At 61.4% G+C, this 13,160-nt stretch carries 15 protein-coding genes and 1 pseudogene; 10 read left to right on the top strand and 6 right to left on the bottom strand.

Annotated elements, in window-relative coordinates; all coding sequences use genetic code 11:
* Positions 1 to 310 precede the first annotated feature (310 nt).
* Positions 311 to 880: a DinB family protein gene (locus CQ13_RS04320; protein WP_057841770.1), complete on the top strand. Its 570-nt coding sequence runs from the start codon at positions 311 to 313 to the stop codon at positions 878 to 880.
* A gap of 51 nt (positions 881 to 931) precedes the next feature.
* Here CQ13_RS04320 and CQ13_RS42485 read toward each other — a convergent pair whose 3' ends face one another.
* A complete protein-coding gene (locus tag CQ13_RS42485; RefSeq protein WP_156433490.1) occupies positions 932 to 1,438 on the bottom strand; it encodes a hypothetical protein in 507 nt (168 codons plus the stop codon).
* Between the two features lie 422 nt (positions 1,439 to 1,860).
* Between CQ13_RS42485 and CQ13_RS04315 the strand changes: the two genes are divergently transcribed.
* Complete coding sequence (locus CQ13_RS04315) at positions 1,861 to 2,274, top strand: VOC family protein (RefSeq protein ID WP_057841769.1); 414 nt, start codon at positions 1,861 to 1,863, stop codon at positions 2,272 to 2,274.
* A gap of 139 nt (positions 2,275 to 2,413) precedes the next feature.
* On the opposite strand, the gene CQ13_RS04310 is transcribed toward CQ13_RS04315, so the two are convergent.
* The 3 genes from CQ13_RS04310 to CQ13_RS04300 all read right to left on the bottom strand — a co-directional run bounded on the left by CQ13_RS04310 (position 2,414) and on the right by CQ13_RS04300 (position 4,974).
* The gene (locus CQ13_RS04310; RefSeq protein ID WP_057841768.1) at positions 2,414 to 2,704 is read right to left on the bottom strand and encodes a hypothetical protein; all 291 of its coding nucleotides are present in this window, start codon (positions 2,702 to 2,704) and stop codon (positions 2,414 to 2,416) included.
* Positions 2,705 to 2,967: 263 nt separating this feature from the next.
* Positions 2,968 to 3,213 (bottom strand): hypothetical protein, encoded by a 246-nt coding sequence (locus CQ13_RS04305; protein WP_057841767.1) that lies wholly within the window; start codon positions 3,211 to 3,213, stop codon positions 2,968 to 2,970.
* A gap of 315 nt (positions 3,214 to 3,528) precedes the next feature.
* Positions 3,529 to 4,974: a helix-turn-helix domain-containing protein gene (locus CQ13_RS04300; protein ID WP_057841766.1), complete on the bottom strand. Its 1,446-nt coding sequence runs from the start codon at positions 4,972 to 4,974 to the stop codon at positions 3,529 to 3,531.
* Between the two features lie 187 nt (positions 4,975 to 5,161).
* Here CQ13_RS04300 and CQ13_RS04295 point away from each other — a divergent pair, with 187 nt between their 5' ends.
* From CQ13_RS04295 to CQ13_RS46380, 4 genes are all read left to right on the top strand, one after another.
* Complete coding sequence (locus CQ13_RS04295) at positions 5,162 to 6,799, top strand: isocitrate lyase (protein WP_057841765.1); 1,638 nt, start codon at positions 5,162 to 5,164, stop codon at positions 6,797 to 6,799.
* Between the two features lie 74 nt (positions 6,800 to 6,873).
* Positions 6,874 to 7,083 (top strand): DUF4170 domain-containing protein, encoded by a 210-nt coding sequence (locus CQ13_RS04290; RefSeq protein ID WP_057841764.1) that lies wholly within the window; start codon positions 6,874 to 6,876, stop codon positions 7,081 to 7,083.
* Between the two features lie 310 nt (positions 7,084 to 7,393).
* On the top strand, positions 7,394 to 7,948 hold the full coding sequence (locus CQ13_RS04285) for a hypothetical protein (protein WP_057841763.1): 555 nt from the start codon (positions 7,394 to 7,396) through the stop codon (positions 7,946 to 7,948).
* 90 nt (positions 7,949 to 8,038) lie between these two features.
* A complete protein-coding gene (locus tag CQ13_RS46380; protein WP_283807486.1) occupies positions 8,039 to 8,173 on the top strand; it encodes a hypothetical protein in 135 nt (44 codons plus the stop codon).
* A 7-nt stretch (positions 8,174 to 8,180) separates the two neighbouring features.
* Here the strand turns inward: CQ13_RS46380 and CQ13_RS04280 are convergent, their stop codons facing one another.
* Positions 8,181 to 9,071: a metallophosphoesterase family protein gene (locus CQ13_RS04280; protein ID WP_057841762.1), complete on the bottom strand. Its 891-nt coding sequence runs from the start codon at positions 9,069 to 9,071 to the stop codon at positions 8,181 to 8,183.
* Positions 9,072 to 9,166: 95 nt separating this feature from the next.
* On the opposite strand from CQ13_RS04280, the gene CQ13_RS04275 reads away from it, so the two are divergent.
* The 4 genes and pseudogenes from CQ13_RS04275 (at position 9,167) to CQ13_RS04265 (ending at position 11,280) form a co-directional block, all read left to right on the top strand.
* A complete protein-coding gene (locus CQ13_RS04275) occupies positions 9,167 to 9,655 on the top strand; it encodes an NUDIX domain-containing protein (RefSeq protein ID WP_057841761.1) in 489 nt (162 codons plus the stop codon).
* A gap of 95 nt (positions 9,656 to 9,750) precedes the next feature.
* Complete coding sequence (locus CQ13_RS42480; RefSeq protein ID WP_197427240.1) at positions 9,751 to 9,909, top strand: hypothetical protein; 159 nt, start codon at positions 9,751 to 9,753, stop codon at positions 9,907 to 9,909.
* Positions 9,910 to 9,955: 46 nt separating this feature from the next.
* A pseudogene (locus CQ13_RS04270) lies at positions 9,956 to 10,698 on the top strand (glycosyltransferase family 2 protein).
* A 69-nt stretch (positions 10,699 to 10,767) separates the two neighbouring features.
* Positions 10,768 to 11,280, top strand: a complete 513-nt coding sequence (locus CQ13_RS04265; protein WP_028346996.1) for a GNAT family N-acetyltransferase — start codon at positions 10,768 to 10,770, stop codon at positions 11,278 to 11,280.
* Between the two features lie 31 nt (positions 11,281 to 11,311).
* Here the strand turns inward: CQ13_RS04265 and CQ13_RS04260 are convergent, their stop codons facing one another.
* The gene (locus CQ13_RS04260) at positions 11,312 to 13,108 is read right to left on the bottom strand and encodes a cation:proton antiporter domain-containing protein (protein WP_057841760.1); all 1,797 of its coding nucleotides are present in this window, start codon (positions 13,106 to 13,108) and stop codon (positions 11,312 to 11,314) included.
* Positions 13,109 to 13,160: the final 52 nt, after the last annotated feature.

The raw sequence follows: 13,160 nt of genomic DNA, 5'->3' as shown, positions 1-13,160 counted from the left end.
AGCCTCAGATGGGAGCTATGACCACCCATAAGATAGTGCCACCTCATCCGCCTTTTGATTATGGTTCATCGGTTCGCGTGAGGGCGATGCCGAACCCGTATGGATTCAGTCAAGGGTCGGTCTTTGGATTTCGGACAATTGAAGATCCTTCGCTCGCCGAGAAACGAGGCGTGGCTGTTGGGACGGTGTATGTGCTTGTCGAGAATGAGTCGGGTCTGGCAACCGAAGTTCCAGCAAGCGACTTGGAAATTGTATGAGCTAATGGGTCTAGATTAGCGAAAGCGTAATCCGCCAATCGCCGGCAACGCAAATGAATGACGTGCTTCCCTATCGCACCATGGCGTACAACAACGCCTGGGCAAACCACCGGCTCCTCACCGCCTGCGAGCGGCTGTCGCCGGACGAACTCACCGCAAAGCGAACCGGCTTCTTTCCAAGCCTGCGTGCTACCCTCAACCACATCCTGATCATCGACCACTTCTACGTCGACGCGATGGAAGGCGGCACGCTCGGCCCGGCGGCCTTTGCGGATCAGGAACCTTGCGCAACGGTCGCCACGCTGAAGAAAGCGCAGGCCGCAGTCGATCAACGTTTGCTCAAGGTCGTCGAAGCGCTCGACGCCGCCGGATTGCAGCGCATCGTCTCCGTGCATCGCGGCACTTCCATCCAGCGCGAACGGATGGACCGTCTGCTCCTGCATCTGTTTCAGCACCAGGTGCACCATCGCGGCCAGGCCCACGCCATGCTCTCAGGCACCTCGGTGAGCCCGCCGCAGCTCGACGAATTCTTCTCGGCGGGTGAAGCGCCGTTGCGGGCGGCGGAGTTCGCGGAACTGGGTTGGACGGAGGAGGGAATCTGGGACTCGAACGCTAAGACCTGAGCGTGTGGGATGGGTTGACCCTTAGCGATATCCATCGCTTTTGTAGGCGGTCTAAGAGTTTGTTATTTGGATTCCGAATTTCGCATCGCGAATGGCGCCCTCTACAGCTCGAAGCTCTAAGTTGAAGGTTCTTATTCTCGTCGATAGATCATCAATTTCGGTCGGTGTTATAGGCCTTGTGCGATACGGTAGCTCACCAGGAGTGGGAAGTGCCGTTCTAAGCATAATATAAACTTGGTTCTCGACACGTCGTCCAATTGGGTTGTGCAGCAGTTCGTTTCGCTCTTCCGCCAACGCAACGTAGGTTTTCAGTGCGTCCTTCAGGCGCAAGTTTAGATCGTCGGTCATGAACGGCGTCATCTTGCCGAGCTTTCGAAGTACGTCCTGTTGAGTGCGAGTTGCTTTAAAGAAACTGAAGACGGTTACGCCAACCGTTGGCGTTGTATTAGTTAGATGACAAAATATCCAAGCAAGTGTGGTTTCAGCGTGTGTCCAATTGTTAGAGCATCTGCCAATAGCGGATGCCATAGATGGATCGTCGTCAACAGGGTGGGTCATGGGTTAACCGATGCTCAGGGCAATAAGAACATTGGCGAAGTGTATTCCCGCATTCGCAGACGATAAAGTGTGTTGAGCCAATCCTACCGCTTCCGCGACGGCAGCAGTTGGGTATAAATTTACTTACGCGCCCCGCATATCGCGGAGCCTGTCATTGGGTGCGCGTTTCGCGCGGCGCGTTGGCTCATGCGGTCAACCGTCGTGGTCGTCACTTGAAGATCAGCCAACCCAGCGGAATCAGGAAGCAGAGCGTCAAAGAAAGTCCGAGTGCCAGCCGCCCAAACTTCTCTAGCGCCGAATCTGCGAGGGATCGCGATCTGGCAGGCGATCGATCCAGCGTCGGAATACGCGTAGCGGCCAACCGAAGAGCTAGACGTTGTGATAAGCGCGTCGATAATGGCGGGCCAAGTGGAGATGCAACCGTGAACGATCAAAATCCCCATCCCGTTTCCCCCTTCCACTCCATCCGCGCCGTCGACTACACCGTCATCTTCGTGCGCGACATGGCGGCGATGCGCCGCTTCTACGAGGGCATCGTGCGCTTTCCGCTGACGCGCGAATTGTCGGCGGGGTGGATCGAATACCAGATTGGCAGCAACACGCTCGCGCTGGCGCGGCCGAGCCGGACGGCGAAGGATGCGCCGACGCCCACGGGGAGCGCTTCGCTGCAGCTCGCGTTCAAGGTTGCCGCTGATAACGTCGACCGCTGCGCCGAGGAGCTGGTGCGGCACGGCGTCGATCTGCTCGAGCCGCCGATCAACCAGCCGTTTGGTCATCGTACGCTGTTCTTCAGGGATCCCGATGGGAATCTGCTGGAAGTGTATGCGGAGATTTAGCGGCGTGTCGGAATACAAGCCTGGATGAGCGAAGCGATATCCGGGATTCTACGGGTCCCGCACATCACGGAAGCCTGTCATCGGGCGCGCGTTCGCGCGACCCGTTGGCTTATTCGGGCTATAAACAGTTTACCGCCACCTAATTCAGCGTCAGCCACACCAGGTTGCAGTCGGTGTGACAGGTGTTGCAGCGCGCCGGCTGGTTGAAGGTGTTGGCGAGCTGCCATTCCTGCGCTTCGTTGCTCCATTGCGCGGTGGCGTGGCAGATGATGTCGTCGGAACCGCAGGCGGCGCAGACCGGCGTGGCACGCGCAGCGCAATTGATCACCTTGCGTTCGATCGGCTGCGGCCGCTCCTGGGTGATCCGGTCTTGACTGACCCGGTCCTGGGCGAGTTCGAACGGGTTCATCAGCTTGACGCGTCGCAACATTGGCCCTGCATCCATTCTCGCGAGTCTTGATTCGCCGCTTTCAAAACTAGCGAATCGGCATGGCCGTTCCATCGCAAAATTAGGAATACCCACGTTTTAAATGTGATCGTCACCAGCAGGACACATATGCGGCTTTCCGGTGAGAGAAAGCGGTCCATTGATGCATCGCACTGTGCAAATGACGCAGAGATCTGCGGAAAAGATCAACCTACACGCGCACGCAAAACGGCCCGGCATCGATGCCGGGCCGCGCTGTTGGAGAATTAGTACTTCTTCTTCGTAGCGGATCCGGTTGTCGTCTGCTTGCCGGGCGCGCTTTCCGAATGGCCCTTCGCCGTTTTTTTCTGATGTCCCGGCGCATATTCCGATGCACCCGGCGCGGTCGAAGTCTTGCTCTTCTGCATCTTCTGTCCCGGGGCGTATTCGGAGGAGCCCGGAGACTTCGTGCCCTGCGCAAACGCAGCCGTGGTGAGCAGCACGGTCGAAACGGTAATCAATGTCTTCAGCATTGGAGGTCTCTCCTGTTGCAGGAAACCAAGCAACGCCTCGCTCGCGGTGGTGTTCCGTTTTTTCCCGCTTGCGGTCGCAGCGGCGCATGCTGATGAACATCCCTTCATCTTCCAGGCAACCACACGATCCCGCGACGGCGATTTTCGTGTGCGAGCGGCCCTGGGGGGGGCGCGCAAATAAAAAGTTTCTCAATTTTTTCAACGTGATTTTGCCCTGTCCAGTCGTGCGCGAAAATAAGTCGCGGCGTACTGGATGCCCCGCCGGAGCCTGTCATCGGGCGGCCATTCGGCTGACGAGTTATTGGGGCGCGCGTCTCACAACTCCCGCGCATTCGAAAACGCAAACGAGGACACCCGCCGCGTGTTCTCGTCCAGGATCAGCGTCCGCGTGATCGGCGGCTCGGCACGCTGGCTGCAATTTTCGCGCTCGCAGAGCCGGCAATTGACGCCGATCGGCGTGCCCTCCGCCTTCTCCAGATCCATCCCGGCGGCGTAGACCAGCTTCGAGGCATGACGGATTTCGCAGCCCAGACCGATCGCAAAGCGCGGCTGCGGCTGCGGGTGCGGCGCGATCGGCCGGCGCACCATCTGCGCAATCGAAAAGTAGCGCGTGCCGTCGGGCAGTTCGATCACCTGCTTGAGCAGGCGGTCCGGCGTGTCGAAGGTCGAATGCACGTTCCACAGCGGACAGGTGCCGCCGAATTTCGAAAATGGAAACGTGCCGGACGAAAACCGCTTGGAGACGTTGCCGGCATTGTCGACGCGCAGCAGGAAGAACGGCACGCCGCGCGCATTCGGCCGCTGCAGCGTGGTGAGGCGATGGCACACCTGCTCGAAGCCGGCATTGAAGCGTTGCGCCAGCACGTGCACGTCGTAGTTCAGATTTTCCGCCGCGCTGTGGAACGGCTGATAAGGCATCATGATTGCGGCGGCGAAGTAGTTCGCCAGCGTAATCCGGTAGAGCCGCCGCGGCGTATCGTCGAGCGGGCCGGCGCGGTTGACGATGGCGTCGATGGTCGCGCCGCATTCGGCGAGGCCAATCTGCAGCGCGAGCTGGAAGGCCCGGCCCGAGCCGTCGACCAGTTCGGAAATCAGAAGCTGGCGCCGATGGCGATCGAACCGCCGCAGCGTCTCGCGCATCACGTCGACCGGCATGATGCGGGTGACGATCGAATGCTTTTCGCGCAAGCGCGCGGCGAGCGCGGCAAACAGTTCCTCGGCGGAGGCGTGGAGTTCGTCGCGCAGATTTTCCGCGGCCTGTTCGAGCTCCGGAAAATAGTTGCGGTTGGCTTCGATCAGGTCGCGCACACGCTCGATCGGGTTGGCCTCGAAGCGGGCGCCCTCGTCGCGGTCGGCCATTTGGGCCGCCACCAGTGTCTCGCCGCGGCGGGCCTCGGTATAGGCGGCGTAGAGGCGCTGCAGCGAATGGGTCACGCCCGGACAGAGCTCGGCGAGGTCGCGCAGTTCCTGCTTCGGCAGGTCGATCTGGCGGAACAGCGGATCGGAGAAAATCTCATTCAGCTCGGCAAAAAAGCGGTCCTCATCGGCGGTGGCGAGGTCGCGCAGGTCGAGATCATAGGTCTCGGCCAGCCGCAGCAGGATCTGCGCCGTCACCGGCCGCTGGTTCCGCTCGATCAGGTTGATGTAGCTCGGCGAGATCCCGAGCCCTTCCGCAATCTGGGTCTGCGACAGCCCGAGCTGCTGGCGGATCCGCCGAAAACGCGGGCCGACGAAGAGTTTTTTTCCGGATTCGGTGGCCATAACGGGGTCTCAATTGTGACAAAATTTACAAAATGACATTTATGACAAGTATGGATGTTACATGACATCACCAATAAAGATCAAGCACTCTATACGAAATAGGGATTCTGGCGTTTAGCTCCAGGACGTTTCGCAATGCACTGTCAAGAATGTCGATTGAAGACAGTGGAAGACAAGGATCACGCAAATGAATTACCAGCCACGTGGAATCAGTGACCGGACCATCCAGAGACCGGCTTCCTATCAGAGCGAGATTGAAGCTGCTGAGGCGCTGCTCAAGACCCAGCCGACCTGGAATGGCGTCACCGCCGAAGCCGTGGCGCGCATGCGTCTGCAGAACCGCTTCAAGACCGGCCTGGACGTCGCTCGGTACACCGCGGCGCTGATGCGCAGCGATATGGCTGCCTATGACGCCGATCCCACCAAGTACACCCAGTCGCTCGGTTGCTGGCATGGCTTCATCGCGCAGCAGAAGCTGATTTCGGTCAAGAAGCATTTCGGCACGACCGATCGCCGCTATCTGTATCTCTCCGGCTGGATGATCGCCGCCCTTCGCTCCGAGTTCGGACCGCTTCCTGACCAGTCGATGCACGAGAAGACCTCGGTGCCGGCCCTGATCGAAGAACTCTACACCTTCCTGCGTCAGGCGGATTCCCGTGAGCTCAACGATATCTTCCGCGCGCTGGACGCGGCCCGCAAGGAAGGCGACAAGGCGAAGGAAAAGGCGCTGATTGAAAAGATCAACAACTTCCAGACCCATGTCGTGCCCGTCATCGCCGACATCGACGCCGGCTTCGGCAATGCCGAGGCAACCTACCTGCTCGCCAAGAAGATGATCGAGGCGGGTGCGTGCGCCCTGCAGATCGAGAATCAGGTCTCCGACGAAAAGCAGTGCGGCCACCAGGACGGCAAGGTGACCGTGCCGCACGAGGTGTTCCTGGCGAAGATCCGGGCCTGCCGCCATGCCTTCCTCGAATTGGGCGTCGAAGACGGCATCATCGTGACCCGCACCGACTCGCTGGGTGCCGGTCTCACGCAGCAGATCGCTGTGAGCCACAAGCCCGGCGACCTCGGCGATCAGTACAACAGCTTCCTGGATTGCGAGGAAGTGACAGCCGCCAACGCCAGGAATGGCGACGTCATCATCAACCGCAACGGCAAGATGATGCGTCCGAAGCGGCTTGCCAGCAACCTCTATCAGTTCCGCGCCGGCACTGGCGAAGATCGCTGCGTGCTCGACTGCATCACCTCGCTGCAGAACGGTGCCGACCTGCTCTGGATCGAGACCGAGAAGCCGCATATCGAGCAGATCGCCAAGATGGTTGACCGCATTCGCGAGGTCATCCCGAACGCGAAGCTGGCCTACAACAACTCGCCGTCGTTCAACTGGACGCTCAACTTCCGTTGGCAGGTGTACGACGCGATGAAGGAAGCCGGCAAGGACGTCAGCAAGTACAATCGAGCCGAACTGATGAAGCCGGAATACGACGATACGCCGCTGGCCATTGAAGCCGACGAGCGCATCCGCACCTTCCAGGCCGATTCAGCAAAGCGTGCTGGCATCTTCCACCATCTGATCACGTTGCCGACCTATCACACGGCAGCTCTGTCGACTGATAATCTCGCGAAGGATTATTTCGGCGAACAGGGCATGCTGGGCTATGTGAAGAATGTTCAGCGCCAAGAGATCCGTCAGGGTATCGCCTGCGCCAAGCATCAGAACATGGCCGGCTCCGATATCGGCGACGATCACAAGGAATATTTCGCCGGCGAGGCCGCTCTGAAGGCGGGCGGCGTCCACAACACGATGAACCAGTTCGGCTAACGGTGGAATTGATCGGTCTGGGGTCTGGTCGGATTCCAGACTGATCACGCTACTCGGACAACAGGAGACTGAAAATGACCAAAGGCAGCAATTTCTGGGTGATCGGCGGCGAGTTCGGTTCGATGAACTTCCACAAGCTCGTCGAAGGCTCGGCCCAGGTCAGAGGCCCGTTCAAGACCCGCAAGGAAGCCGAAGAGTGCTGGAAGGAGGTCTCTGCAGAGAGCCGCCATAAAGCCGGCGTACGCTTCTCGATCGTCGAAGAGCCCTCGCGCGTCTCGGCCTGACCGGCTGCTGCCGATCTATCAGAAGAAACGTCCAAGGACAGGCGGCCCCATCCGGAATTCCGGCTGGGGCCGTTTGCGCGTTCCAGGGAGGCGCGTTTCTTCACCCTCTCCCGCGTGCGGGGAGGGCGTAGGCGGCCTGCGGCCGCCGTCCTTGAAGAACGCCGATGCAGAGCATCGGCTACGGTGGGGGTGCCGCCGCGGGGAATAACGGTGGAGGGATAACCTATTGAAAACAAACAACCATTGCGCAAGGCATGGTTACTGCTAGGTTAAGCCCAGGCTAACCCCTGCAGGATAAAGGCGGCTACCGATGTCAAACGCGCAAAACACCGGCAACGAAGCCCGAGACATGCGACCGACCCGGCTGCGCGACGCGCTTCGCCAAGCCCGCATCGAAGCCGCCGATCGGACCGGCGTCGTGGTCGAACTGCGCGATGCTGAGGTCGCGCGGCTCGAGATCCTGAACGAGGCGCTCGATCCGCTGTTCGCGGAGGTGCCGGAGCAAATCGATTTGTTCGATCGCGGTGTCAGCCAGGGCGAAACGCCGCGGCTGTGGATCGATGTGGTCGCGCATATCGTGATGGGACGCGACAAGCGCATCTACCGCTTCGTGCAGGATACGCGCTTCGGCCGCATCGTGCTTGCCGAATCGCATGATGTGCCTGTCATCGTCGATGCCGTCACCGGCTATGTCGCGCGCCGCATGATCGAGCGCGAGCATGCGATGGTGGCTATGCCCGTGGCCGAGCCTGTTGTGGAAAAGAAACCGCGCCGCCGCGGTCTGGGCATGTTCGTGCTCGGCTTCGTGCTGGGCGCGGTGGCGCTGTTCGGATTGGCGCTGTATGCGAGTTTGAAGAGTTTCTAACCGGAGCCGCCGGGTCGGGCATTCGGGGCATCGTGGCAGAGCTGCGCAAGAACGGCAGCGGCGCTGCTCATTGCGGCGGCGATTTCGCCGATGGCTCGATCGATGGTGGTACGGACGGCCTTGGCGACGCCGGCAGCGCAAGTGATGATGGCGGTGGTGGTGGCGACGGGGGCGGTGGCTGCGGCGGCGGCGGGGATTGAGAAATTCGCCAGGTTGCAGGCGTGAGGAAAGGTTAAAGCAGCGTCGCCTGCTTGATCTGCTGGACTCGGAAGTCGGCATCGACGGCGCGCACGGTCTGCACGCAGCGCCATTTGCCGCCGTCGCGCGTGATCGAAAACAGGTTGTAGGCAGCGGCCGGATAATGCCGGTGCGCCAGCGCCGACGCCGAAGGCACGCCAACCGCGGGGATCTGGTGGCCGGCGCCTTCAAGCCACATCGTCGAATGGATGTGGTCATGGCCGTGCAGGACCAGCTCGACGCCGCGCCGCTTCAGCACGGCGCGTAGCGCCTTCGAGTCGGTCAGTCGCTTCATCCGCGAACTCGATTGCAGGGGGTGATGGACCAGCAGCACCCGGAACGCCTCGTCCGGCGGCAACTGGGCAAGCTGGCGGTCGAGCGCATCGAGCTGCGCGCGGCCGAGCCGGCCGGTTGCCATCAATGGCAGCGTCGGCACCGCCGAGGAGACCCCGATCAGCACCAGCGGACCGCGCCGGCGCACGAACGGAAACGACGCTCCGTCCGCCGCAGCATCGCCGCGCAGATATTGCTCGAACGCGCCGGTGAAATGATGCCGCGTCGCCCGCACATAGGCGTCGTGATTGCCGGGAACGACGGTCACCTGTTGCGGCGTGCCGACGCTTTCGAGCCAGGCCTGGGCCGGGGTGAATTCCGCCTCCAGCGCCAGGTTGACGAGATCACCGGTCACCGCGATGTGGTCCGGCCGCTGCGCCTGCATATCGGCAACCAGTGCGTCCAGCACCTCGCGGCGGTGATATTTAAGGCGGTTGCGGGTCCAATTGAAATAGCCGAGCGCACGTTTGCCCGCGAGATCGCGCAGCCGCGCCGCGGGCAGCGGCGGCAGATGCGGGTCCGACAGATGCGCCAGCGTGAAGATATCGGTCATTCGCGCTCCGCCGCATTCTCTGTGATATAGAGCCGTCGCACCATCATGTCGGCGATATAAGGATCAAACGTGATAACTGTCCATTCGAGGTTTGCGTGACGGCGCTGCAGCACTTGCGAAAACGTTTCGAACCGCAGTTGCGGCGCGTATTTCACCTCTATTGGCGGATGGCCCGCGGCATGACGATCGGGGTTCGCGGCGTCGTGCTCGACGGCGACGACAAGGTGTTCCTGGTCAGGCACAGCTATGTCGCGGGCTGGCACCTGCCGGGCGGCGGGGTCGAGGTCGGCGAAACCTTTCTCGAAGCCTTGCGAAGGGAGCTGGTGGAAGAGGGGCGCATCGAATTGACCGGAGAGCCGGTCCTGCACGGCCTGTTCTTCAACAGCCACGTTTCCCGCCGCGACCATGTCGCGGTCTATGTCGTCAGGCAGTTCCGGCAGGACCGCGAGCCGGAGCCCAACCACGAGATCGTCGAGTGCGGATTCTATGCGGCTGGTTCGCTGCCGGCGGAGACGACCAGGGGTACGCGGCTCCGGATCGCAGAAGTGCTCGATGGTGCGGCGCGGACTGCGACCTGGCGCTGACGCAGGGCTCGGTGCTTCGTGGCCCCGCATTGCATAGAAGCGGGGAAACGGGTGCGCGCCAAACACGTTGCAATTCTGGTGCGGCAAACATCGCCGTGAACGTGATTTTCTTCATGACCCATCCGATATTTACGCCATATTATATTATTCCGATCGACATGCTCTCGCTCTGGACCCTGCTGTTCGCAACGCTTGATCTGCGCAACGAGCGGGCCGCCGGCAGCGCGGCCTTTCCCCAACCGGCCAACGCCTGATTGCGATATAGCGCGCTATGGACAGACTTAACTCGGTGAGCGGGCGATGACGGGACCGGCGTTGCGGATTGCGGTTCTGGTGCCGTGCTTCAACGAGGAGGCCGCGGTCGCCACCGTGGTTTCGGATTTCCGCAAGGCGCTGCCGACGGCTCAGATTTTCGTCTACGACAACAATTCCAGGGACCGCACCATCGAGATCGCGCGCGCGGCCGGAGCCATCGTGCGCAGCGAGCGCCGCCAGGGCAAGGGGCATGTGGTGCGGCGCATGTTCGCCGACATCGATGCCGACATTTATGTACTGGTCGATGGCGACGCCACCTATGATGCGCCGCGCGCGCCGCGCATGATCGATGCACTGGTGAACGACCACCTCGACATGGTGGTGGGCTTTCGCGTCGACCAATCAGTCACGGCCTACCGGCCCGGCCACCGCACCGGCAACTGGATGCTGACGAGCTTCCTTTCCTCAGTGTTCGGCCAGGCGTTCAAGGACATCCTTTCCGGCTATCGCGTATTTTCGCGTCGCTTCGTCAAATCCTTTCCGGTGCTGTCCGACGGTTTTGAGATCGAAACCGAGCTCAGCGTTCACGCGCTCGAACTCGCGCTGCCGGTGACGGAAGTCGAGACGCCGTATTACGCCCGCCCCGAGGGATCGTTCAGCAAGCTCAACACCTGGCGCGACGGGTGCTGTCGGTCAGCTCGGGGCTGGTGCTGGATACGGTGACACGCGGCCGCCGCGAGATGAAGCTTCTGGCCTATTTGTCCCAGCCCGCCCGTTTCAGGGATTGAGGCAATACAGGAATTGCTATCTTCCAGCGATGGACCGCGCCGTCGCCAGATGCTATCCCGCGCCCCATCATGAGCGAACTTGACGTCACCATCCTGGCCGAAACACCGAAGGACGCCCAGGCGATCGAACGGCTGCACGAGCGCACGTTCGGTCCCGGCCGTTTCGTGCTGAGCGCCTACCGCCTGCGCGAGCATGTCGATCACCTGCTGGACCTCTCGTTCACGGCGCGGATCGGCACATTGCTGGTCGGCTCGGTGCGCCAGTTGCCGATCTGCATCGGCGACACTCCGGCCCTGATGCTCGGACCGTTGACGGTCGAGCCGCCGTTTCGCAGCCGCGGCGTCGGCCGCATGCTGCTCGATCGTTCGCTGCGGGATGCCAAGGCCAAGGGCCATCGTTTAGTCATTCTGGTCGGCGACGAACCCTATTACAGCCGCGTCGGCTTCAAGGTGATACCGAAGGGACGGGTGACCATGCCGGGGCCCGTCGACTACAGCCGCCTGTTGGTGGCGGAACTGGTCGAGGGCGCGTTCGACGGCGTGTCCGGCAATATCCGGCCGGACTGGAGCAAGGCGCGGTAGGGCCGTTGGCGCGCGCCGCCGTCGCGATCCGTCAGAAAAATCGCCGCTTTTTGGTGCCGGTCGTCCGAACCTGCGTGACCGGTGCGTTTCTCGCCGCCTTCTGCAATTCGTGCCGAAACTCCTCGCGCTTTTCGTGGATGCTGGCGACGACATGACCCATCGCCGCCCCGAGCCCGATCAGGGCGGCTTCCGATAACAGCAAGCTTGCCTCGATGGTCTCCGGCACCGCGTCGGTAACGCCGATCTGGTAGAGATGCCGCGCGTGGTCGGCATCGCGGGCGCGCGAAACCACCAATAGATCTTTCCTCAACGCGCGGACCTGCGCGACAATTTCGTCGATGCCTTCAGGTCGGTTGATCGTGACGATGACGGCGGCGGCGTCCATGAGGCCGCAGCTCTTCAGAAACTCCGGGTTTGTTGCGTCACCGTAAAAGACGGTACGCCCCTGTCTTCGCTGCTCGGGGACGGCCGCAGCATCATTGTCGACCGCAATGTACTTGAACTGGTGCCGGTCCAGCATCGTGCAGACGACTTGTCCCACCCGGCCGTGTCCGACGACGATGGCATGGCCGCTCCCGCCGCTTGGCGCAACGGCGAGTTCAGGGTCAGTCGGCTTGTCTTCGTGCATCATCGGCGCCAGTCGCCGCGCGACATGAGATAGCGCGGGCGTGAGCATCATGGTCAGCGATGTCAGTGCGACCGTGAAGCTCGATACGCCGGCATCGATCAGACCAAGCGTCGTCGCCATCCCGATCCCGACGAAAGCGAACTCCCCGCCGGGACCCAGCAGCAGCCCGACTTCGATGGAAGCCGGCCATGAGAGGCGAAACATCCGCGCCAGGAAGATGAGGATGATGGACTTTACGGCGATCAGTCCGGCCGCAGCCGCGATCAGCCAGACCGGGTCACGAGCGAGCTCGCGAAAATCGATATTCATGCCGACCGTGAAGAAGAACAGGCCAAGCAGGAGGCCCTTGAACGGATCGATGGCGGTCTCGATCGCCTTGCGAAATTCCGTCTCGGCAAGCAGCAGTCCGGCGACAAAGGCGCCGAGCGCCATGGAAAAACCAACCACGGCGGCAACCACTCCGGTTGCGACGATCACGAACAGCGTCGTGGCGACGAACAGGTCGCTCATGCCCACTGATGCCACCAGACGGAACAGCGGTCGCATCACGACGCGGCCGACGATGACGATCACGGCGAGCGCGATGGCTGCGTTGGTGAGCGCGAGAGCGAGCGTCGCAACGACCGAACCGGACTCGCTCGCGCCAAAAATGGAGATAAAGAGCAGGAGAGGGGCGACTGCCAGGTCCTGCGCCAGCAACGTCGCGAAGCTTGCCCGGCCAGCGCTCGTGCTAAGTCGCCGTTGCCTGGAAAGAATCTCGACGACAATGGCGGTCGAGGATAGGGCAAGGCAGCCGCCCAGGATGAGCGCTACCGGACCTTTGTTGCCCAGGAGGGCGGCGACCACGCCGATCGCCACCGTGGAGAGTACGATCTGCAAGCTGCCTAGCCCGAATATCAGGCGGCGCATTGCCTTCAATCGATCGTACGATAGCTCCATCCCGATGAGGAAGAGCAGGAACACAACTCCGAGGTTCGCAATACCGGAGACGTTTTTGGGATCGACAACGGTGAACCAGTAGAGAAGCGGAAAACTCTCGATGAACGATCCCAATCCGAGAGGGCCCAGGATCGCGCCGGCGCCTAGATAGCCGAGAACGGGATTGAGGCCGAACCGCCGCACCAAGGGAATGACGATGCCCGCGGTGCCGAGCAGAACGAGCGCGTCGCTGTAGACGGGAACATTGATGGACGAGGTCATCTATTCGTCGAGCATCCGCTTTCAGTGGGCAGGGGACATCTGACGCGGGATT

It is taken from the genome of Bradyrhizobium retamae, assembly GCF_001440415.1.
GTDB lineage: Bacteria > Pseudomonadota > Alphaproteobacteria > Rhizobiales > Xanthobacteraceae > Bradyrhizobium > Bradyrhizobium retamae.
This window is presented reverse-complemented; position numbering and strand designations above follow the sequence as displayed.